Source organism: Nisaea denitrificans DSM 18348, assembly GCF_000426505.1.
Lineage (GTDB): Bacteria > Pseudomonadota > Alphaproteobacteria > Thalassobaculales > Thalassobaculaceae > Nisaea > Nisaea denitrificans.
Genome location: NZ_AUFM01000018.1, coordinates 131806 through 151426, shown reverse-complemented (window position 1 = coordinate 151426; position 19621 = coordinate 131806). Strand labels below are relative to the sequence as shown.

The following is a 19621-nucleotide window of genomic DNA, read 5'->3' as shown; positions in this document are numbered from 1 at the left end:
GAAACAAGGAAATGCGGGTTCCAATTTACCAGATCGATGCCTTTACCGAGAATGTGTTCGGGGGCAATCCGGCGGCCATTTGTCCGCTCTACAGCTGGCTGACCGATCCGACCATGCAGTCGATCGCAGCCGAGAACAATCTGGCGGAAACCGCATTCTTCGTCCCCGACGACACAGGCGAGGCCGACTTCCACCTGCGCTGGTTCACACCGGCGGTGGAGGTCGATCTGTGCGGCCATGCGACCCTCGCCAGTGCCGCGCTGATCTTCGACGACCTGATGCCGGACCGTCAGGAGATCAGCTTCCGGACCCGCAGCGGTGTGCTCAAGGTGCGGCGGGACGGTGATCTATACGTCATGAACTTCCCGAGCTATCCGCCGGCGAAGCGGGACGCCCCGGCTGGGCTTTTCGAAGCCCTCGGCACGGAACCTGTCGCACTCTACGATGCGCCGCAGGAGCCGGAGCGGGACCGGTTGATGGCGGTGTTCGAGAACGAGGATCAGATCCGTGCGCTCAGCCCGGACTTCGGCGCCCTGAAAAGGCTCCAGTCGGTCTCCATAATGGCGACGGCGCCGGGCTGGCAGGTCGATTTCGTCTCCCGTTATTTCGCGCCGAACCACGGTATCGACGAGGATCCGGTGACCGGCTCGAACCATTGCCTGCTGATCCCCTACTGGGCGGACCGGCTGGGCAAGAAAGAGCTGCTCGGCCGGCAGATCTCGGCCCGCGGTGGGGAGCTGAAATGCAGCCTCAAAGGCGACCGGGTGGAGATGGCAGGCAAGGCCGCGCGCTATCTCTCGGGCCATATCGAGATCTGAGGCCACTTCAACGGTCCTCATCCCGGCTTTTCCCTCACATCGTCATCCCTGCCGGAGAGCAGGGACCCAGTCGATCATGGAGCCCGGCTCTTCGCTCCCTGGGTCCCCGCGTACGCGGGAATGACGAAGAGAGGAGTGCAGGGATGACGGCGCAGGGGAAGAGCGGGGACAGTGATCTTTCATCGTTGAGACAGCGAAAAGAAATATAGCTGCCCGAAAATCGGCGTACGCTCCGGGCGCGGTTTGATAGAGGAGGGGCATGCTGTACGACATTGAAAATCATGACCTCCTCTACGACGCCCTTGTCCGGCGGGACCCGGCCTATGACGGCAGGGTCTATGTCGGCGTCACCTCGACCGGGATCTTCTGTCGGCTGAACTGCCCGGCGCGTAACCCAAAACCGGAAAATTGCCGTTTCTTTGCCACGGTCGGTGAATGCATCGAGTCCGGCTTCCGGCCCTGCAAGCGATGCAAGCCGGTGGCGACGGCGGCGGAGGCCGATCCGGCGGTGAAGATTCTCGTCGCCGCCTTTGAGGACGACCCGGCGCGGCGCTGGACCGAGGCGGACGTCATCGCGCTTGGTCTCGACCCCTCGACCGTGCGGCGCAGTTTCAAGCGCCAGTTCGGCGTGACCTTCCTTGAAATGGCCCGGCTCAGCCGCTTGCGGGACGGGTTCGTCACCCTGTCGGATGGCGGCCGCGTGATCGATGCGCAGCTTGAGGCCGGGTTCGACTCGCCGAGCGGGTTTCGTTCTGCCTTCGCCCGGCTGCTCGGCCAGTCGCCCGCAAGCTTCACCGGTGAGGAATTCCTGAAAGCGGATTGGATCGACAGCCCGATCGGTGCGCTGGTCGCGGTCAGCGACCGCTCCAGCCTGCATCTTCTGGAATTTGTCGACCGCAAGGCTTTGCCGCGCGAGTTGAAGCGGCTGCGCGATGCGACGCGCGGTGGCATCGGTATCGGCCGCTTTGCTCCGACGGAGCAGATCGAGGCCGAGCTGAAGGCCTATTTCTCGGGAGAGGGCGCCCGGTTTGAAACGCCGATGACCTATCACGGCAGCCCCTTCACGCGGGAGGTCTGGCTGGAACTGCGACGCATCCCGGCGGGCGCGACGCGGAGCTACAGCGATCTGGCTAAGGCCATCGGCCGCCCGTCCGCGACCCGGGCAGTCGCGCGCGCCAATGGCGCGAACCAGATAGCCATCGCCATTCCCTGCCACCGGGTGATCGGGGCCGACGGCTCGCTGACCGGGTATGGCGGCGGGATCTGGCGCAAACAGAAACTGATCGAGCTTGAACAGGCCTATGCAAGCCAAGGGGGAGAACAAACACATGTCGCAAGCGGACAAGGCACAGGCATTCGCGGATCTGCATCGTAAGGGCGATCCGCTCATTCTCTTCAATATCTGGGATGCGGGCAGCGCCAAGGCTGTTGCCGTTGCCGGGGCAAAGGCGCTGGCGACGGGGAGCTGGTCGGTCGCGGGTGCGCAAGGCTACGGCGATGGCGAAGCGCTGCCGCTCGACATGCTGGAAATGATCGTGAAGCGGATCACGGCCACCAGCGATTTGCCGCTCAGCGTCGATTTCGAAGGCGCCTACGCGGCGGGCCCGAGCGGTGTGGGCAGGAACATCGCGCGGATGATCGCCGCCGGTGCCGTCGGGGTGAATTTCGAGGATCAGAAGGTCGGCGGGGAAGGGCTCTATCCGGTGACGAAACAGGCGGAGCGAATCCGTGCCGCGCGGACCGCCGCCGAGGATGCGGGCCTGCCGTTCTTCATCAACGCCCGCACGGACATCTTCCTCAAGGACCGGGATGTTGCAAACCATCCTCGCCTGATCGACGAGGCGCTTGCCCGCGCCAAGGCCTACGCCGAGGCGGGCGCCAGCGGGATTTTCATGCCCGGGCTGAAGAGTCCGGAGCTGATCAGGAGCGCCGCAGAGGAAATCGCACTGCCGCTCAACATCCTGATCATGCCGGACGTGCCCGCTCCGCAGGAACTGGCGGCACTCGGCGTGGCCCGGATCAGCTACGGGCCCGGACCATGGCGCGACATGATGGCCTGGGTGACGGAGCGGGCGTCGGCGGTCTACGCCTAACGTGCAGCTCCCAGATAGTTCCGGATTGCCCGCATGAAGACGCCCGAGCCGATGGAGATCAGCTCGTCCGGAAACACGTAATCCGGATTGTGCACATGCGGGCGGTTCTCACCGGCGCCAAGGAAGAACATCGCGCCTTTCGAGCCCTGTCCGAAGCGGCCGAAATCCTCTGAGCCACGGAACGGCAGGTCGCCTGGATCATGGGTAACGCCACGTCCGTCCAGTGCTTGTTCGAGCAGTTGCACGGCTTCGGGATGGTTCTCCGTGTGGTCGAACACGTCGTCATAGGAAATCGTGAATGTCAGCCCGGCGGCTTTCGCGGCGTCGGCGACCATCGCTTCCGCCTCGGCCACCAGAGCTGCCATTTCCCCGTCCGACTTTGTCCGCAGCGTTGCCATCAGCCGTCCCGCACCGGGGGCGACGCCGTAGGCGGGCTCGCCCATGGACGCGTGGGTGACCGTGACCATGGAGAAATGCGCGCCCTTGATGTCGCCGCCGCCGAGCGCGGACAGGGCCGGCATCAGGGTGGAGAGCGCAGCCATCGGCGAGGTGCCGGTTTCCGGCTGGGAGGCATGAGCTGTCTTGCCGGTCAGCCGGACTTCCATGCCGCGCGAGGCGCAGGTGACGATCCCCGGTGCCAGCGTTGCGTGGCCGATGGGAATGCCCGGCATGTTGTGCAGGGAGATCGACATGTCCGGGCGGATCTCGTCATAGCGCGGGTCCGCGATCACGGCGGCTGAGCCCGCGCCGGTTTCCTCCGCCGGCTGGAACATCAGCACGACACGGCCCCGCGCTGGTCGTTCCCGCTCCAGACCGTAGGCCAGCGCGGCCAATGTGGTCGTGTGGCCGTCATGGCCGCAGAGATGGGCCTTGCCGTCAATTTCAGAGCTGTAGTCGAGGCCGGAGAGTTCCTGGATCGGCAGGGCATCGAGTTCGGACCGGACAAGCAATGTCGGTCCCGGCTCCGCGCCTTCATAGATCGCCGCGACCCCGTGCCCGCCAAGGCCTGTCAGCACCTTGTCGGGTGAACGGGCGCCGACGAACTCCGCGACCTGCCGTGCGGTCCATTCTTCCTCGCCGGAAAGCTCCGGGTGGCGGTGCAGGCCGTGCCGGAAGGCGACGAGGGTTTCTTCTTCTTCCGGTGTCAGGAAATGGTCGAAGTTGCGCATGGTGTCCGGTCGATCCTGTTTACTTGTATTCGATCTCGATGAAGGCCATCGGCGCGTCGCCGCCATTGACCACGTTATGTTCGACCCCGGCATCGCGCCGGTAGGCGGCACCGGTAGCCATGTCGACGCGGCGCGGGCCTGCCGGCTCTTCCAGCAGGAACTGGCAGTCGGTCATCGGCACGACGACATAGCCCATGCCGTGGACATGATGGCCTGTTTCGGCGCCGGGCTGGAAATCCCACCGGGTGATGCGGACGACGTCGTCGTCCAGCAGGGTCGTGGGAACGGCTTGAGGGCGGGCCTCGGTCATGGCGATTTCCTTCCGGATCAGGTGGAGTAAAGAAACGGAAACCAGTCTTCCCGAAGCACCTGCCCCGGTTTCATGTCGTGGCCCGGAAAAGGCGGGGAGGTCGGGCCGGGGCGTTCCACATAGCGGGCATCGTCACCGACAAGGCGGAGCGAGAAGGCCCGCCGCCGGTTGCCGGTCTCGTTGCCGCGGGTGCCGTGCAGATTGCGGAAATGGAAGGCGACGGCATCGCCCGGCTCCAGCGGCCATTCGACGATAGGCATGCCTTCGGCGTCGGGATCGGGGATCGGCATGTAATCGTCATCGCCCGGATAGAAATTGGTGTCGGAGAGCCAGCGCGTCGGCAGGACTTCCTTCTCCCAGCGGTGCGAGCCGGCGACACAGCGCAGGGAGGCATCGGTCACCGGATCGACCGGCGCCCAGAAGCTGACATTCTGCATGCCGTCGACGAAGTAATACGGGCTGTCCTGATGCCAGGGCGTCGGTTTGGAAGTCCCCGGCTCCTTCACCAAGACATGCTCGTGAAACATCTGGGTTTTCTTCGAGCCCATCAGACCTGCTGCAACTTCGGCGGCCGGCGAGTTCCTGACCACATCGGCGAATTCCGGGATGCGCTCCCAGTTGCAGTAATCCTCGAAGAAGCGGCCGCCTTCCCCTGGCTTCAGATTGTCCCCGGCGAACGGACCCGGCTCGGCCAGATTGCGCTCGATGCCAGCGGCAATCCGGTCGACATAGCCCTTGAACAGGCCCTTGATCAGGACGGCGCCGTCGCGCCAATAGGCGTCGACCAGAGTCTGGGTGAGAAGTGGATGCAGCATGGGATGGCTCCGGAAGGCAGGAACCCGAAGGCTAACCCTGCCGAACCCGGCTCCGCAATGACCTAAAATGCCGCGCGCATTGCAGCCCGGTCCTTCGGACGTTAGCCTTCGGCACAGCGAAGGGCCGGACCGGCCAAAAATCAGGGGGAACAGCGGAATGAGCGGGAATCCGTTCGAGGAAAATCTGGACCGGAACGCGGCGAACTATGTGCCGATGACACCAATTTCATTTCTGACCAGAACCGCCGCTGTTTTCCCGACCAGGGCTTCCGTTATCGACGGGGACCGTCGCTTCACCTGGGCCGAGACGCGGGAGCGCTGCCATCGCCTGGCTTCCGCGCTGGCGAAACGCGGCATCGGCAAGGGCAGGACGGTTGCCGTGATGGCGCCGAATATCACCGCTGCGTTCGAAGCAAGCCTCGCGGTGCCGATGACCGGCGGCGTGCTGAACGCCATGAATGTCCGGCTCGACGCGCCGACCATCGCCTTCATCCTGGAGCATGGCGAGGCCAGCGTGCTGCTGACCGATACCGAGTTCGCGCCGGTGATCCGGGAGGCGCTGAAACAGGTGACGCGGGATATCCTTGTCATCGATGTCGAGGATCCGGCGGCAACCTCCGGCGAGCGCCTCGGCGAGATGGAATATGAAGCGTTCCTTCTGACCGGCGATCCGGATTTCGCCGCCGTGCCGCCGGGTGACGAATGGGACGCCATCGCGCTGAACTACACGTCCGGCACAACGGGCAATCCGAAGGGCGTGGTCTATCACCATCGGGGCGCCTATCTGAACGCTTTGGGCAATGCGATGGTCTGGGGCATGGCGCACCACCCGATCTATCTCTGGACCCTGCCGATGTTCCACTGCAACGGCTGGTGCTTCCCCTGGACCATCACCATGCTGGGCGGCACCCATGTCTGCCTGCGCCGGACCGCCGCCAAGGACATCAACGATGCCATCGCCGATCATGGCGTGACCCATCTCTGCGGCGCGCCGGTCATCATGTCGATGCTGCTGAACGCACCGGAAGAGGACAGCCGGGAGTGGGATCATCAGGTGCAGATGATGACCGCCGCCTCCGCTCCGCCTGCTTCCGTGATCGAGGGCATGGAGGCAAAGGGCGTCAAAATTACCCATGTCTACGGCCTGACAGAGGTCTATGGACCGGCGGTGGTCTGCGAATGGCACGAGGAATGGAACGGCCTGCCGATCGAGGAGCAGGCCCGGCTGAAGTCACGGCAGGGCGTGCGCTATCCGGTGCAGGAAGGCCTGATGGTTGCCGGGGCGGAAACCCTGGAGCCGGTACCGCAGGACGGTGAGACCATGGGCGAGGTCTTCATGCGCGGCAATATCGTCATGAAGGGCTATCTGAAGAACCCGAAAGCCACCGATGACGCCTTTCGGGGCGGCTGGTTCCATACCGGCGATCTCGGGGTCTGGCACGAGGACGGCTATGTCGAGCTGAAGGATCGCTCGAAGGACATCATCATCTCCGGCGGCGAAAACATTTCGACCATCGAGATTGAAGGCGTGCTGTACAGGCATCCGGCCGTGCTGGACGCGGCCGTGGTGGCGCGGCCGGACGAGAAATGGGGAGAGACGCCCTGCGCCTTCGTCACCCTGAAGAAAGGGGCGACGGTCAGCGAGGCGGATCTGATCGCTTTCTGCCGGGAGAAAATGGCGCATTTCAAGGTGCCGAAAACCGTGGTATTCGGCGAGTTGCCGAAAACCTCGACCGGCAAGATCCAGAAATTCGTGCTGCGGGATCAGGCGAGGGCGCTCTGATCCCGAGAGTAGGCTGTCCCTAGAGGACTGACTCGATGTAGACGCCCTTCAGGCTGTCCTTGAACCGGGTCGACACGTTCTTTTGTACCTGCGCCTTGAAAGCAAGGATGTCGGACGAGGATGGCCGGCCTTTTTCAAACAGCTTGAGGCAGAGCGGATAAACGATCCCGTAGAGCTGTGTCTTGGCGGCCTCGAGTTCACTTTTCTTGGCCGTGTCTACCGCTTGCAGCGCGACCTTGAGGCGGTGCTCCGTCAGGCGCCCGTCGATATAGAGCGAAATGGTAAACGGACCCAGCGGCAGCACGTCCGGCCCGATGGCGTGCCGGTAGGTAATGTCGCGATTGAACTTTTTGTCCTTTTTACGCTGGTCCTTGTCCTTCTGCAGGCGCTCAGCCTCGACTTTTGCGTTCGCTTCGTCGCCCTCGCTGGCGGCCAGCGCGTGGGGGCCGTGGCTCATCGCAAGCAGGATGGCCAGCCCGAAGACAGGCATAAGTCGCGGCATCGGATTCTCCTCAGCGGACATTTATGGGGGGCGCCGAAGCGTCTATTCGGCCACCTCCGGTGCTGTTTAGCACTGACTCTATAATTCCATGATATCGTATAAAAGTTAACAGCGCGTCTAGACGACTGACGGATTCACCGATCTCGCCGTCCTCAAGCGCGGTCACGAAGGCGTTCAGATCCTGGCGCGGTTCTGGATAGGCAACCAGGGCGGTGCGGGTTTCGGGGGCAATTCCGGCCGCGTCCCGGGCAAGCCCTTCGGCCTCCGCATAGCCGCCGAGTACATCGACAAGGCCGATACGTTTCGCGTCTTCGCCGCTCCACACACGTCCGCGCGCGGCGGCGTCAACCTCCGCCGGACCGAGGCGCCGGGCGGTGGCGACCTTGGTCGTGAAATCCTCGTAAATAGTATCCAGAACAGCGTCGAGCCGGGCACTTTCATCGGCGCTGAAGGGCTTCGTCATGCTGAACATGTCGGCATTGCGGCCGGCGCTGACGCTGTCTGTCCGGACGCCGTATTCACCCAGAAACCCGGACAGGTTCAGCTTGCCGCTGACAACCCCGATGGAGCCGGTGATGGTGTTCGGATGGGCGACGACATGGTCTGCCGCGAGCGCGACGAAATATCCGCCGGATGCCGCCATGTCGCTCATCGAAACAATGATGGGCATGCCATCGGCGCGGGCCGCCGACAAGGCGTGCAGAATGGTGTCCGACGCCACGTAGCTGCCGCCGGGGCTGCTGACCCGGAGGATGATCGCCTTGACCCTCGTATCATTCCGGGCATCTTCGACGGCATCGACGATGCTTTGAGCCGCTGCCTGACGATCGCGTGCGAACAACGGTGCGCGGCCGCGCACGATCGGACCGTCGACCGCGATGACCGCGATCCGCGTCGGGGTTTCATCGTCGTTTTCCGTACCCGCATCGTTCCAGTAGCGGGTGAGCGGGACCAGTCTGGCGCCGTCCGCCCGTGCTCTGGCTGCGTCGATTGCCTGGTCGCGGTAAAGCATCTGATCGATCAGGCCGTTGCTCTTGGCTTCTCCCGCTGTCAGCGGAGCTGTATCGATGAGTCCGTTCACCGAAGACGGGGAGAGCCGCCGTGCGGTGGCGATATCGGCGGCAATCCCGGCGTAGAGCGAGTCCACAAGCCGACGATAATTCTGCCGGATCGGGGCCGGGAACGCCGCGCTCGTCATGGACGCTGCGGCGCCCTTGTATTCGTGGCGGGTGCGGAAGTCGGCTTCGATCCCGAGTTTTTCCAGCGCCTCGCCGAAAAACGGCGTTGAGAGGCTTATGCCGCGGATGTCGAGCAGTCCGGAGGGCTGCAGGGCGATGCTCTCCGCGCCGGTCGCAAGGTGATAGGTCGAGATCCCGCCATTGCCTTCCAGGCTGTCCGCATAGGCTTGTACGAAACGGCCGCTGGCCCGGAAGCGAGAGATCGCCTCTCTCAGCTCCTGCGCTTCGGCCGGGCGAACGTCGGCGGCGGAAAGATCGAGGAACAGGCCCTGAACGCGTTCATCTTCGCTTGCCGTTTTCAGAATGTTCACGAGGTCCAGCAGCGAAGGGGAGCCGGGATTGAAGACGTTCTCGAAAGGAAGTGCGCCGACCGATGTCTCGCGCAGCTCGGGCTTCAGCGTGAGGGAGAGGACCATATGCTCGGGGAGGGGCTCTGGCTGCCATTGGCTCGCCACATAGCGCAGGCCGACGATGCCACCGACGATCAGAACCAGGAACAGGACCCCGAAACTGATCAAGAGCCCTTTCAGAAATTTAAGCATTGCGGCAGCACCCCTCGTTATCTCCCCTACATATAGGAGTTCCGCTAGAGCAAAACGATGGCTTTACAAAGGCAGAGGAGGTTCTGGCCGCTCTCAGCTTCCGCACTGGGCCGCGTGGCGCATCAGATGATCCGCCAGAACGCAGGCCATCATGGCCTCGCCGACAGGAACGGCACGGATACCGACACAAGGGTCGTGCCGGCCCTTGGTTACCACATCGACCTCGTTGCCATCCCTGTCGACGGATTGGCGCGGGGTCAGGATGGAGCTGGTCGGCTTCACGGCGAACCGCACCACGACCGGCTGGCCGGAGGAAATCCCGCCGAGCACGCCGCCTGCATGGTTCGACAGGAAGACCGGTTTGTCGCCGTCCATCCGCATTTCGTCCGCAGCTTCGTGGCCGGGAATCTCCGCAGCTGCAAACCCGTCCCCGATTTCGACGCCCTTGACCGCGTTGATGGTCATCATGGCGGCCGCAAGATCGCTGTCGAGCTTGCCGTAGACCGGCTCGCCCAGTCCGGCAGGCACGCCCTCGGCGACGATCTCGATCACCGCGCCGGCGGAGGAGCCGGCCTTGCGCACACCGTCGAGATAGTCCGTCCAGACCTCGGCGGCTTTCGCATCCGGGCTCCAGAACGGGTTACGCTCGACTTCTACCCAGTCCCAGTTGTCCCGGTTCACCTTGTGCGGGCCGACCTGAACCAGAGCGCCGCGCAGATGGAAGGCATTGCCGAGACGGGCACTGATGATCTTGCGCGCAATCGCGCCGGCGGCCACCCGCATTGCGGTTTCCCGCGCGGAAGAACGTCCGCCGCCGCGATAGTCGCGGATGCCGTATTTGGCCTCGTACGTGAAGTCGGCATGGCCCGGCCGGAACCGGCTCATGATGTCGCCGTAATCCTTCGAGCGCTGGTCCGTGTTCTCGATCATCAGCCCGATCGGGGTGCCGGTGGTCTGGCCCTCGAACACACCGGACAGGATCTTCACCTGATCCGGCTCCTGGCGCTGTGTTGTGAAACGGTTCTGCCCGGGCTTGCGCCGGTCCAGATAGAACTGGATGTCCGTCTCGGAGACGGGCAGGCGCGGCGGCACGCCATCGACTACGCAGCCGATGGCGGGGCCGTGGCTTTCGCCCCATGTCGAGAAGCGGAAGACCTCACCGAAGGAATTGCTGGCCATGTATTTTTACTATCCGGGTCAGACCGTGGAGATGTCGGGCGCGTCCACCGCCTTCATGCCGACGATGTTGTAGCCGCAATCGACATGATGCACTTCGCCAGTGACACCGCTGGACAGGTCGCTCAGCAGGTACATGCCGGCGCCGCCGACATCTTCCAGCGTCACATTCCGGCGCAGCGGCGAGTTGTACTGGTTCCATTTCAGGATGTAGCGGAAGTCGCCGATGCCGGAGGCGGCAAGCGTCTTCATCGGTCCGGCGGAAAGGCCGTTCACCCGGATATTGTCGCCTCCGAGATCGGTGGCAAGGTAGCGGATGCTGGCTTCCAGCGCGGCCTTGGCGACGCCCATCACGTTGTAATGCGGCATCACTTTTTCGGCGCCGAAATAGCTCAGTGTCAGCAGCGAGCCGCCATCCGTCATCAGATCGGCCGCCTCTCTTGCGATCCGGGTGAAGGAGTAGCAGGAAATATCCAGCGTCTTCAGAAAGTTATCCCGAGTCGTGTTGACGTATTTGCCTTTCAGCTCGTCCTTGTCTGAATAGGCAATGGCATGCACCAGGAAGTCGAGCTTTCCCCACTTCTCGCGGATCGTCTCGAAAGTCTTGGTGACGCTTGCGTCATCGGTGACATCGCAGGGAAGCACCAGATTGGAGCCAATTTGTGCGGCCAGCGGTTCGACCCGCTTTTGCAATGCCTCGCCCTGGAAGGTGAACGCGAGTTCCGCCCCCTGGGCAGCTGCCGCTTTCGCGATGCCCCAGGCGATGGAACGGTCGTTCGCGACCCCCATGACAAGCCCCTTTTTGCCACTCATGATCGGGCTTGGTTCACTCATTGATGCCTCACGACGCAGGTTGACGTAAAAAGTTACGCATGATTCGCGCGATCCTACACTAAAGGCAGCGTGCGGCAAACTGCATGCAGTGGCCTGAAGGCTGCGGAATCTGCCGTGGCGCGATCCTGTCCGGGTGCGGGCGCGCGTTGTTCTACAGGCTTTCGTGATAAGCTGACAACATGAGCAAAAAAGCCAATCGACTCGACCGCTGGAAAACCCTCGCCGCCGCAGCCGTTGTGGCTGACCTGGCGGAATATATCGGTTTCGCGCTGATGCGGTTCTATCGCGGCCGGGGCATGCAGGCGGCCGCCGCGCTGACCTACACGACGCTGCTGGCGTTGGTGCCGCTTCTGGCAATTGGGTTTGCGATTTTCACCGCTTTTCCGGCTTTCGAGACGGCCCGGACGGCCATCGAGGCGACGATCTTCGAGAATCTGGTGCCGGAGATCGCTGGTCCCGTCCGGACTTATCTGAACAGCTTCATGCAAAACGCATCGAAACTTGGCGCGGCGGGCATCATCGGCCTTTCCGTTTCCGCGATTCTGTTGCTAGCGACCATCGAATCGACCTTCAATGCAATCTGGCATGTGGAGAGACAACGGCATCTGCTGATCCGTTTCCTGATCTTCTGGGCGGTGTTGTCTCTCGGGCCGATCCTGATGGGGCTGATCCTTTCCACCACCAGCGATGCATTCGGCGTGTTGCGACAAACCTGGACGGATGCCGGTCTGGACGCGGAATCGCTCAATGTCGGCGGTGAGTTCCGAAATCATGTCATTGCGATCATTCTGCAGAGCGTCGGCTTCACGCTGCTCTTCATGATCGTGCCAAACCGTTCGGTCGCCTGGCGGGATGCGCTGATAGGCGGTTGTCTCTCCGGCACTGCGTTCGAAATCCTGAAGCTTGGTTTCGGTTGGTATCTGGCGGCGTTTCCGACCTTTCAGACGATCTACGGCGCGATGGCCGTGATCCCTATCTTTCTGGTCTGGGTCTACTTTTCCTGGACGGTGATACTGCTGGGCGCGGTTTTCGCCGCGTCCTTCCCCGACTGGTGGCACTCTCGCCAGCTTGATGCCGCGCCCGAGCTAGGCCCGGCCCGTCTCTTCTCCGTTGCTCTTTCGACCCTTGCGGCGATTCGGGAGAAGGCGGGGCCGATGGAGCAGGCCGCGTTGGACGATGTTGCTTCCGCGGATGCGGTCGGTCAGGTTCTGGAGCGCTTGCTCGCTGCCCAATTTGTCGCACGGATTGAGGACGGACGCTTTGTCCTGGCCCGCGATCCGGCCCGCTTTAGCCTTTACGATCTCTATCGGGGGCTTGGCTGTGCGGTGGATGCGGCGGAGCCGGGCAAGAACAAGGATCCGGATTCTATTGCTGCCGTAGTCGACGCTCTTTCGAAATCAGAACGCAACGCTTTGTCCCGTTCGGCGGCGGATGTGCTTGACGAACTCACTGGTGAGAAAGGCGGCGTCAGGGAGTTGCCGGAGATACCGGCGGTCGCGGAATAACCGGACGCTGTACCGGATAGCTGAGAGCGATCCACCCCGGCTTTCAGAGGTCAGCTGAAGCGCATCTTGTGGCGCGGATTGTAGCCTTTTTCATCGGCCCATTTCTGCATCAGTTTGATCAGCTCCGGATCTTCTGTGTCGGGCAGAACCACTTTCAGGGTGACGAGCTGGTCGCCGGCCGGTTTGCCGCCATGCGCAGGGACGCCTTTGCCTTTCAGGCGCAGAGTCGCGCCGGTATTGGATTTCGCCGGGATCTTCAGCGAGACATTGCCATGAACGGTCGGCACGGTGATGGTGCCGCCAAGGACCGCTTCGTAGAGCGTGACCGGCATTTCCACTTTGATATTCCGACCGTCGCGATGGAAATAGTCGTGCGGCTCCACAGTGATCTCGACGAAGGCGTCGCCGGCGGGGCCACTATTGCTGCCCTTGCGGCCCTGGCCCTTGAGCCGGAGCGTCTTGCCGCTTTCCGTCGCGGGCGGAATCTTCAGGTCGAGGGACTTGCCGTCGGACAGCGTGACGCGCTTCGTGGAACCTGCGGCTGCTTCGGCAAAACTTACCTTGAGCTTGTAATTGACGTCCGGCCCGACCGTGTAGGCGCTGCCGCCCTGGCTTGAGCCGCCGCCGGCCTGCCCATGTCGGCGCAGGATGTCGTCGAACATATCCGCGTCGTCACCGTCGAACATGTCGGAAAAGCCGCCGGACTGCTTCTTGCGGGCCGACGTCCAGGCCTTCCAGAAACCGCTTGTCGCCTTCGCCGATGCGCCGCCGGCACCACCCGCGCCCGCGTTCATGCCGCCGCGATCGTACTTGGCGCGCTTTGTCGCATCCGAAAGCAGGTCGTAAGCCGCCGTGACTTCCTTGAACTGCTGCTCGATTTTCGTGTCGCCGGGATTGAGATCGGGATGAAGCTTCTTCGCGAGCGTGCGGTACGCTTTCTTGATCTCGTCCTGCGAGGAGTCGGGTTTTACACCCAATATCTTGTAAGGATCGCTCATGGCCCGGGAGTATATGGAAAAAGCAATTGGACCGGATGCAAAAATCCGCCCGCTCCAATCATTGCAGAGCCGAAGGCCGCTGCCTAGTTCTGGATTTTCCAGCTGCCGTCGGGCTGACGGCAGGCTTTCCCGTAGGCTTCCTCGGTCTGTCCGCCGATATTCACCGTTTGGGAATATTCACGGCAATAATCTCCGGAAGGGGCCTGATAGGTGCTGGTCGGGGTCACGGTGCCAGAGTGACCGCTGTCCGGATTGTGCCAGGTCGATGTCGTGCCGACCGGCTGGGTTTCCAGCGTGTTCTGCGTTGTTCTGGCCATCGCCGCCTTGTCGGCATTGTCGAGCGACTTGCCGATTTCGCTGCCGATGAAGGCGCCAAGCAGGGTGCCGATGGCAACGGCCGCAACCGTACCTTTGCCGCCCCCGATCTGGGAGCCTGCCACCGCACCGCCGACCGCACCGAACAGGCCGCCAGCTGTCTGCTTCGCCCCGAGTTGATCTGTCTGACACGCGCCGAGGGCCAGAGAGGCGACGACGACAATCACGGCTTGAGTTCTCATGGTTCTGTTCCTCACAGTTGCGGCCGACGGGATCTATAACGGATGAAGCCGCTGAACCCGTCGCGCGGGAATTCCTTTTCGATAGTACCTCGCTCTGGCGATGGCATCCCGCTGGTCCTGGGAGGCATGCTGCGACGTTTCAGCGCTGGACAGGCCATGTTGACGCTCGCTAGTGATAGGTACTCTTCGGTCCTTATTTGGCGATCAATAAGGCAATAAAAAGACCGAAGTTGCGTTTCCTGTGTGATTCGCCACCTTCAGATTGAGGCTTGAGCATGTTTGAACCCGATACAGACAATCCTTTTGAGCTTTTCGATGGCTGGCTTAAGGCGGCGTCCGAAACGGAACCGAACGACGCCAATGCCATGACCGTCGCGACAGCTGATGCCGATGGCCGTCCGTCTGCGCGGATTTTGCTTCTGAAGGGGTTCGACGAGCAGGGCTTCGTTTTCTACTCCAACATGGAAAGCCAGAAAGGACGGGAGATCGAGGTCAATCCTTTCGTGGCGCTGTGCTTCCACTGGAAGTCGGTGCGACGGCAAGTCCGCGTAACCGGGCCGGTGGCGCGGGTTCCAGACGAAGAGGCGGATGCTTATTTCAATTCCCGGCCGCGCGGCAGTCGTGTCGGTGCTTGGGCTTCGCAGCAATCGCGTCCGCTGGCGGACCGCCCGGCCCTGATGGCGGCGGTTGAGAATGCCGACAGTAAATATCCCGGGGAATCGGTCCCCCGTCCGGATTACTGGTCCGGCTGGCGCCTGACGCCGCTCACCATCGAGTTCTGGCAGGATGGCGAGTTCCGCCTGCATGACCGGTTCTGTTTCAGCCGGGCAAGCGAAAGTGAAGCCTGGACCGTGGATCGGCTTTATCCCTGAGCCGGGAGCTGGATGCACAGAAGGATTCCGCACTGAAATTCTGGCGGGATGTTTTTTAAGGTTTTGACCTAGGTCAATGTGGGAGCATTCTTGGCCCAGATAAGGTTAACGAAAGAATCATACTTACAACGAGGTGCACCATGTCTCTGAAAACTGTTCTTGCTCCTGTGCTTGGTAATGAAGCTGATGCGGCGGTTCTTAAGGCTGCGTGCGCTCTTGCGACGCTGCATGGGGCGCATATTTTTGTCGCTCATATTCACCGTGACCCCCGCGAAGTGCTGGTGCCGCAGATCGGCATGGGCATGAGTGCGTCGATGATCGAAACGATCATTGAGCAGGCGGAGAATGCAGCGAACGAGGCCCGCGCCGCATCGCTTGCCGAATTTGACCGCTGGCGCGAAGCGAACAATCTCCCGGTGGTCGAGAAGCCGACTGCTACGGATGGGGTTACTGTTTCGTTCGAGACGCTGGTGGGTGAGCCGGGCAGGGTGGTCGCGCGTCGTGCCCGGACCGTAGACGCTATCTGTGTGGTCGCGCCGTCAGACAACGACGGTGCCGACGCCGCGGTGATCGCCGAGGCGGCCATGCTGGAGAGCGGCAAGGCAACGCTGGTGGTGCCGCAGGATGTTGAGATGCCGGCAATCAAAGGGATTGCGATCGGCTGGAATGCGTCCAAGGAAGCGGCAGCAGCCGTCGCGCATGCCATGCCGTTGTTGGTGACGGCAGAGAATGTTGCCGTGATGGCTGGAATCGATGAGGATCTGACAGAGGAAGATCTTGCAGCTTTTGTCGACTCCCTGCGCTGGCACGGCGTGAAGGCGACAGCGAAAAGCTTCGATGCATCCTCCGGCAGCATTTCCGGCAGGCTTCAGGCCGAAGCACGCGAGGCGGGTGCGCAATTGCTGGTCCTTGGTGCCTATAGTCACAGTCGGCTTCGCGAGTCGATTTTTGGCGGTGTTACCGACGATATTTTGACCGCAGCGCGAATTCCGGTTCTGATGGCGCACTAAGCCTGATGACCGTATCTGATCGAACAAAGGAGATATCCTCGTGAGTGTGCGTACCATTCGCCTTGAGTTGGCGCGGAACCCGGACTTCCCGGAAGGCAGCATCAACCACGGCTATGAGTTCAAGGCTCCTCTGACCGGGGATGGCAGTCTCGACCTTGATGCCTGGCAGAAAGTGAAAGCCGACTGCACGGTGCATCGGTTCTGGCAGGGTGAGCCGGACGAGGAAGGTCACCTGCTTCATACCCGAGGCCGGCGCTGGTTATTCAGCTATGCGGACGGCGAAGAGGATGATGAGCCGATCTTCAAATTCGACCGGCATCACTTCGTCGAAGGGGAATATGTCTCCATCACCGAGCATGACGGGGTGCAGCGCACCTTCCGGATTGCATCGGTAAAATAAGCTTCGATGACAAGTATATTTGATGCGTGCGGCGGCCTTTCTCGGGCCGCCGTATTTGCTTACACTCCGGCACCATGAGCACGATCCAGAAAACCATGCTGCTGACCGGCGCCAGCCGGGGCATCGGCCACGCCACGGTCCGTTTCTTCAGTGAACGGAATTGGGAAATCATCACCTGTTCGCGCGATGCGCCGCCGGAAGAGTGCCGGCGCGATCCGAACTGGAGCCACCATATCACCGCCGACCTGGCGGACTCGGACAGCCTCGACAATTTCATCGATGAGGCAAACGAGTTGCTCGGGGAAAAACCGCTGCATGCTCTGGTGAACAACGCCGGCTGGTCGCCGAAGACCCCCTTCAAGGAACGGCTCGGCTGCCTCAACGGCGATATCGATGAATGGCGGCGGGTCTTCGAGCTGAATTTCTTTGCCCCTCTCCGTCTCGCGCGCGGCTTCGCGGCCCCGCTTCACCGGGGCAAGGGCGCGATCGTCAACATCACCTCGATCGCGGGGCATTTCATCCACCCCTTCGCGGGCTCCGCCTACAGCACCTCGAAGGCGGCCCTGTCGTCGCTGACCCGGGAAATGGCAAACGAGTTCGCGGAACTCGGCGTCCGCGTCAACGCAGTGGCACCGGGCGAGATCGAGACGGCGATGCTGTCGCCGGAATACGAAATGCTGATCCCGCGCATTCCGCTGAACCGGATGGGGACCCCGAAAGACGTGGCGTCGACGATCCACTACCTTTGCTCGGAAGATTCCAGCTATGTGACCGGCACGGAAATCTTCGTGACCGGCGGACAGCACATGTTCTGAGCCGGGTTCCGGCGTTCCGAGGGGCTGGTTTTGGCCGTCAGGCGGAAAGTTTCCCGGTGAAATACTGCGCAAGCGCGGCCAGTTTGTATTTCGGCAGCCCGGTCCACCGGGCGGCCAGAATCCCGTTCCCGACAATGTCGACAATGACTTCGCCGTCGATTTCCAGCGGGCCGTCCGGATCATGGATGTCCCGAACCAGCATGCTTACGCGTGCCTTCTGGCGTTGGATAAGGGAGCCATTGTAGGGCGAGAGGGTGAACCCTGCCGGAGACCAGCATTGCAGCGGATAGTCGCGCCGGTCTATGCGGACATAGGAATCACCGCGTGGCCGGAGTACCTGTGCGGCCGCGAATGTATTCGCGGGTTTTGGGGTTTCTGTGCGCGACCTGAATAAGGTCATCATGTGCGTCTCCTTTCCTCAGCTTTAGCCGATTCCAGCTCTGGCACTTCAGTATCGTCAATATATATTAAAAATATCTAAAATTCAAAATAATGATGTTTTCTCTTTAATAATAAACCCTTGGGTATTTATCTGAACGTCAGCGGTCCGCCAGAAAGACTTAAAGAGGATACTCGGCTGCTCACGCTTACGCGGGACGAAATACCGTCCGCACGCACGTCAGCACGATTTACGACTGTCTGAAAGAAACGGGCTTCTAAAGCTCGGCGGCGATACGGTCGCACCAGGCCATGCGGTCTTCGACCTGGGAGATTTCCATCTCGATCCACGCGCGCAGATGGCCTTGCTGCCATTCCTCGTGGGTGAGGAGGTCAAACAGGCGGGCGTGTTCACCTTGATAGAGCGCGCGCAGATTATCGATCTGCTCGACCTGTTCGTCTTTTTCGAGAAGATGCAGAAAGCGTAACTTCAGGGCGACGACCAATTTGTTCAGGTCGTTTGAACCCGGGCGCACGGCCGCGGTCAGATAATCTTTCAGCGCGGTCCAGCCTGCATCCGTAAGACGGAGCTCGGCATTATCCTCGAAGCCTTCTCCGGCGACCGGTGCAATCAACCCTTCGAACTTCAGCAGTTCGATCGAGCTGCCGAGCAAATCGAGGGACGGGCCGACGATACGGGCGGCGAACTGACGGACTTCACCGGCAATATCCGCATAAGGTCGCGGACCACCCGACAGCGCGCCAAGCGCGGCCATGCGGATTGCTTCCTTGGGGATCAGTGAATTATCGCGGTACATCCGTCGTCTCGCAGCGGTTTTGCGCTTCGCAGAGATTTTTTTGCGAACCGTTCTTAAAATGGGACCATATGCCGCAGATGTAAAGGGGGCTCATGCAAAATGAGCCCCCGGAAGTCAAAATAGCTCAGATCAGTTGGGGCTCAGTCCGCGCAGGCGTTCTGATCTCCGTCGCAGAACCTCCATGGTTGCCAGCAGCAGGATCGAGATGCCGACCAGAATGGTGGCGACGGCAAGGATCGTCGGGCTGATCTGCTCGCGGATACCGGCCCACATCTGCCGGGGCACCGTGCGCTGCTCGAAACCGGCGAGGAACAGGGCGACCACAACTTCATCGAAAGACGTGACGAAGGCGAACAGGCCGCCTGAGATAACGCCGGGCGAGATCAAAGGCAGGATGACCTTGAAGAAGGTGCGCTGCGGTGAGGCGCCGAGGCTCGAAGACGCCCGGATCAGGTTCCGGTCAAAGCCCGAGAGCGTCGCCGTCACCGTGATCACCACGAAGGGCGTGCCAAGCGCGGTATGGGCCAGGATAAGGCCGGTATAGGTTTGGGCCAGGCCGATAGAAGAGTAGAAGAAAAACAGGCCGGCCGCGGTGATGATCAACGGCACGATCATGGGCGAGAGCAGGAGGCCCATGATCAGGGTCCGATAAGGCATGTCGGATCGGGACAGGCCAAGCGCGGCGATGGTGCCGAGCGACGTCGCCAGGAACGTTGCGGCGGCACCGACGATGAAGCTGTTCTTCATCGAGTGCAGCCATTGCTCGTTATCCAGGATGTCCTGATACCAGCGCATTGAGAATGCTTCCGGCTTCAAGGCCAGCATTTCCGGTGTGAAGGTGAAATACGGTTCCGCATTGAAGGACAGCGGGATCATCACGATGATCGGTGCGATCAGGAACAGGAAGATCGAGCCGCACAGAACGCGAAAGGCATAATACCAGAAGCGCTCGAGCGGGCCGGCGTAGGAGGGAAGGGCTGCCATGGTC

At 61.7% G+C, this 19621-nt stretch carries 21 protein-coding genes; 9 read left to right on the top strand and 12 right to left on the bottom strand.

The window, feature by feature from the left end:
* Positions 1 to 11 precede the first annotated feature (11 nt).
* The 3 genes from K328_RS0113785 (at position 12) to K328_RS0113775 (ending at position 2911) form a co-directional block, all read left to right on the top strand.
* Complete coding sequence (locus K328_RS0113785; protein WP_028466474.1) at positions 12 to 818, top strand: PhzF family phenazine biosynthesis protein; 807 nt, start codon at positions 12 to 14, stop codon at positions 816 to 818.
* Between the two features lie 259 nt (positions 819 to 1077).
* Positions 1078 to 2193 carry a bifunctional transcriptional activator/DNA repair enzyme AdaA gene (locus K328_RS0113780; RefSeq protein WP_028466473.1) on the top strand — a complete coding sequence of 372 codons (1116 nt, stop codon included), beginning with the start codon at positions 1078 to 1080 and terminating at the stop codon, positions 2191 to 2193.
* Positions 2147 to 2911 carry an isocitrate lyase/PEP mutase family protein gene (locus K328_RS0113775; protein WP_028466472.1) on the top strand — a complete coding sequence of 255 codons (765 nt, stop codon included), beginning with the start codon at positions 2147 to 2149 and terminating at the stop codon, positions 2909 to 2911. Before K328_RS0113780 ends, K328_RS0113775 begins: the two co-directional genes overlap by 47 nt.
* Here K328_RS0113775 and K328_RS0113770 read toward each other — a convergent pair.
* Genes K328_RS0113770 through K328_RS0113760 form a run of 3 tightly spaced genes read right to left on the bottom strand, consistent with a single transcriptional unit; the run spans position 2908 to position 5205 of the window.
* Complete coding sequence (locus K328_RS0113770; protein WP_051284905.1) at positions 2908 to 4080, bottom strand: amidohydrolase; 1173 nt, start codon at positions 4078 to 4080, stop codon at positions 2908 to 2910. The genes K328_RS0113775 and K328_RS0113770 overlap by 4 nt on opposite strands.
* Before the next feature lie 19 nt (positions 4081 to 4099).
* Complete coding sequence (locus K328_RS0113765) at positions 4100 to 4390, bottom strand: cupin domain-containing protein (protein ID WP_156901354.1); 291 nt, start codon at positions 4388 to 4390, stop codon at positions 4100 to 4102.
* Positions 4391 to 4407: 17 nt separating this feature from the next.
* Positions 4408 to 5205 carry a phytanoyl-CoA dioxygenase family protein gene (locus K328_RS0113760; protein ID WP_028466469.1) on the bottom strand — a complete coding sequence of 266 codons (798 nt, stop codon included), beginning with the start codon at positions 5203 to 5205 and terminating at the stop codon, positions 4408 to 4410.
* A gap of 157 nt (positions 5206 to 5362) precedes the next feature.
* Here K328_RS0113760 and K328_RS0113755 point away from each other — a divergent pair, with 157 nt between their 5' ends.
* Positions 5363 to 6988: an acyl-CoA synthetase gene (locus tag K328_RS0113755; RefSeq protein ID WP_028466468.1), complete on the top strand. Its 1626-nt coding sequence runs from the start codon at positions 5363 to 5365 to the stop codon at positions 6986 to 6988.
* A 19-nt stretch (positions 6989 to 7007) separates the two neighbouring features.
* On the opposite strand, the gene K328_RS0113750 is transcribed toward K328_RS0113755, so the two are convergent.
* The 4 genes from K328_RS0113750 to fabI form a co-directional block, all read right to left on the bottom strand.
* Entirely contained in the window at positions 7008 to 7490 is a 483-nt protein-coding gene (locus K328_RS0113750; RefSeq protein WP_156901352.1) for a hypothetical protein, read from the bottom strand.
* 10 nt (positions 7491 to 7500) lie between these two features.
* Entirely contained in the window at positions 7501 to 9270 is a 1770-nt protein-coding gene (gene sppA / locus K328_RS24055; protein ID WP_051284904.1) for a signal peptide peptidase SppA, read from the bottom strand.
* Between the two features lie 93 nt (positions 9271 to 9363).
* On the bottom strand, positions 9364 to 10449 hold the full coding sequence (gene aroC, locus K328_RS0113740; RefSeq protein ID WP_028466466.1) for a chorismate synthase: 1086 nt from the start codon (positions 10447 to 10449) through the stop codon (positions 9364 to 9366).
* Positions 10450 to 10467: 18 nt separating this feature from the next.
* Positions 10468 to 11280 carry an enoyl-ACP reductase FabI gene (fabI, locus tag K328_RS0113735; RefSeq protein WP_028466465.1) on the bottom strand — a complete coding sequence of 271 codons (813 nt, stop codon included), beginning with the start codon at positions 11278 to 11280 and terminating at the stop codon, positions 10468 to 10470.
* Positions 11281 to 11459: 179 nt separating this feature from the next.
* On the opposite strand from fabI, the gene K328_RS25880 reads away from it, so the two are divergent.
* Positions 11460 to 12785 carry a YihY family inner membrane protein gene (locus tag K328_RS25880; RefSeq protein WP_051284903.1) on the top strand — a complete coding sequence of 442 codons (1326 nt, stop codon included), beginning with the start codon at positions 11460 to 11462 and terminating at the stop codon, positions 12783 to 12785.
* Positions 12786 to 12835: 50 nt separating this feature from the next.
* Here the strand turns inward: K328_RS25880 and K328_RS0113725 are convergent, their stop codons facing one another.
* Entirely contained in the window at positions 12836 to 13783 is a 948-nt protein-coding gene (locus K328_RS0113725) for a DnaJ C-terminal domain-containing protein (RefSeq protein ID WP_028466464.1), read from the bottom strand.
* Positions 13784 to 13866: 83 nt separating this feature from the next.
* A complete protein-coding gene (locus K328_RS0113720; RefSeq protein WP_028466463.1) occupies positions 13867 to 14340 on the bottom strand; it encodes an RT0821/Lpp0805 family surface protein in 474 nt (157 codons plus the stop codon).
* A gap of 275 nt (positions 14341 to 14615) precedes the next feature.
* Between K328_RS0113720 and pdxH the strand changes: the two genes are divergently transcribed.
* The 4 genes from pdxH (at position 14616) to K328_RS0113700 (ending at position 17437) form a co-directional block, all read left to right on the top strand.
* Positions 14616 to 15212: a pyridoxamine 5'-phosphate oxidase gene (pdxH, locus tag K328_RS0113715; RefSeq protein WP_036554304.1), complete on the top strand. Its 597-nt coding sequence runs from the start codon at positions 14616 to 14618 to the stop codon at positions 15210 to 15212.
* Between the two features lie 140 nt (positions 15213 to 15352).
* On the top strand, positions 15353 to 16222 hold the full coding sequence (locus K328_RS0113710) for a universal stress protein (RefSeq protein ID WP_028466461.1): 870 nt from the start codon (positions 15353 to 15355) through the stop codon (positions 16220 to 16222).
* A 40-nt stretch (positions 16223 to 16262) separates the two neighbouring features.
* The gene (locus K328_RS0113705; RefSeq protein WP_028466460.1) at positions 16263 to 16622 is read left to right on the top strand and encodes a hypothetical protein; all 360 of its coding nucleotides are present in this window, start codon (positions 16263 to 16265) and stop codon (positions 16620 to 16622) included.
* A 74-nt stretch (positions 16623 to 16696) separates the two neighbouring features.
* Complete coding sequence (locus K328_RS0113700) at positions 16697 to 17437, top strand: SDR family NAD(P)-dependent oxidoreductase (protein ID WP_028466459.1); 741 nt, start codon at positions 16697 to 16699, stop codon at positions 17435 to 17437.
* 37 nt (positions 17438 to 17474) lie between these two features.
* Here the strand turns inward: K328_RS0113700 and K328_RS0113695 are convergent, their stop codons facing one another.
* The 3 genes from K328_RS0113695 to K328_RS0113685 form a co-directional block, all read right to left on the bottom strand.
* Positions 17475 to 17840, bottom strand: coding sequence for a hypothetical protein (locus K328_RS0113695; RefSeq protein ID WP_028466458.1), 366 nt, complete (start codon positions 17838 to 17840; stop codon positions 17475 to 17477).
* A 253-nt stretch (positions 17841 to 18093) separates the two neighbouring features.
* Complete coding sequence (locus K328_RS0113690) at positions 18094 to 18633, bottom strand: transcriptional regulator (protein ID WP_028466457.1); 540 nt, start codon at positions 18631 to 18633, stop codon at positions 18094 to 18096.
* A gap of 129 nt (positions 18634 to 18762) precedes the next feature.
* Positions 18763 to 19617 carry an ABC transporter permease gene (locus tag K328_RS0113685; protein ID WP_028466456.1) on the bottom strand — a complete coding sequence of 285 codons (855 nt, stop codon included), beginning with the start codon at positions 19615 to 19617 and terminating at the stop codon, positions 18763 to 18765.
* Between the last annotated feature and the right edge of the window lie 4 nt (positions 19618 to 19621).

Excerpts from the sequence above, each read along its gene's own strand:
- K328_RS0113780 (WP_028466473.1), top strand. The coding sequence starts at position 1,078 with ATGCTGTACGACATTGAAAATCATGACCTCCTCTACGACGCCCTTGTC.
- K328_RS0113700 (WP_028466459.1), top strand. The coding sequence starts at position 16,697 with ATGAGCACGATCCAGAAAACCATGCTGCTGACCGGCGCCAGCCGGGGC.
- K328_RS0113720 (WP_028466463.1), bottom strand. The coding sequence starts at position 14,340 with ATGAGAACTCAAGCCGTGATTGTCGTCGTCGCCTCTCTGGCCCTCGGC.
- K328_RS25880 (WP_051284903.1), top strand. The coding sequence starts at position 11,460 with ATGAGCAAAAAAGCCAATCGACTCGACCGCTGGAAAACCCTCGCCGCC.
- K328_RS0113725 (WP_028466464.1), bottom strand. The coding sequence starts at position 13,783 with ATGAGCGATCCTTACAAGATATTGGGTGTAAAACCCGACTCCTCGCAG.
- K328_RS0113710 (WP_028466461.1), top strand. The coding sequence starts at position 15,353 with ATGTCTCTGAAAACTGTTCTTGCTCCTGTGCTTGGTAATGAAGCTGAT.
- K328_RS0113765 (WP_156901354.1), bottom strand. The coding sequence starts at position 4,390 with ATGACCGAGGCCCGCCCTCAAGCCGTTCCCACGACCCTGCTGGACGAC.
- fabI (WP_028466465.1), bottom strand. The coding sequence starts at position 11,280 with ATGAGTGAACCAAGCCCGATCATGAGTGGCAAAAAGGGGCTTGTCATG.
- K328_RS0113685 (WP_028466456.1), bottom strand. The coding sequence starts at position 19,617 with ATGGCAGCCCTTCCCTCCTACGCCGGCCCGCTCGAGCGCTTCTGGTAT.
- K328_RS0113775 (WP_028466472.1), top strand. The coding sequence starts at position 2,147 with ATGTCGCAAGCGGACAAGGCACAGGCATTCGCGGATCTGCATCGTAAG.
- K328_RS0113750 (WP_156901352.1), bottom strand. The coding sequence starts at position 7,490 with ATGCCGCGACTTATGCCTGTCTTCGGGCTGGCCATCCTGCTTGCGATG.
- sppA (WP_051284904.1), bottom strand. The coding sequence starts at position 9,270 with ATGCTTAAATTTCTGAAAGGGCTCTTGATCAGTTTCGGGGTCCTGTTC.
- pdxH (WP_036554304.1), top strand. The coding sequence starts at position 14,616 with ATGTTTGAACCCGATACAGACAATCCTTTTGAGCTTTTCGATGGCTGG.
- K328_RS0113785 (WP_028466474.1), top strand. The coding sequence starts at position 12 with ATGCGGGTTCCAATTTACCAGATCGATGCCTTTACCGAGAATGTGTTC.
- K328_RS0113690 (WP_028466457.1), bottom strand. The coding sequence starts at position 18,633 with ATGTACCGCGATAATTCACTGATCCCCAAGGAAGCAATCCGCATGGCC.
- K328_RS0113760 (WP_028466469.1), bottom strand. The coding sequence starts at position 5,205 with ATGCTGCATCCACTTCTCACCCAGACTCTGGTCGACGCCTATTGGCGC.
- K328_RS0113755 (WP_028466468.1), top strand. The coding sequence starts at position 5,363 with ATGAGCGGGAATCCGTTCGAGGAAAATCTGGACCGGAACGCGGCGAAC.
- aroC (WP_028466466.1), bottom strand. The coding sequence starts at position 10,449 with ATGGCCAGCAATTCCTTCGGTGAGGTCTTCCGCTTCTCGACATGGGGC.
- K328_RS0113695 (WP_028466458.1), bottom strand. The coding sequence starts at position 17,840 with ATGATGACCTTATTCAGGTCGCGCACAGAAACCCCAAAACCCGCGAAT.
- K328_RS0113770 (WP_051284905.1), bottom strand. The coding sequence starts at position 4,080 with ATGCGCAACTTCGACCATTTCCTGACACCGGAAGAAGAAGAAACCCTC.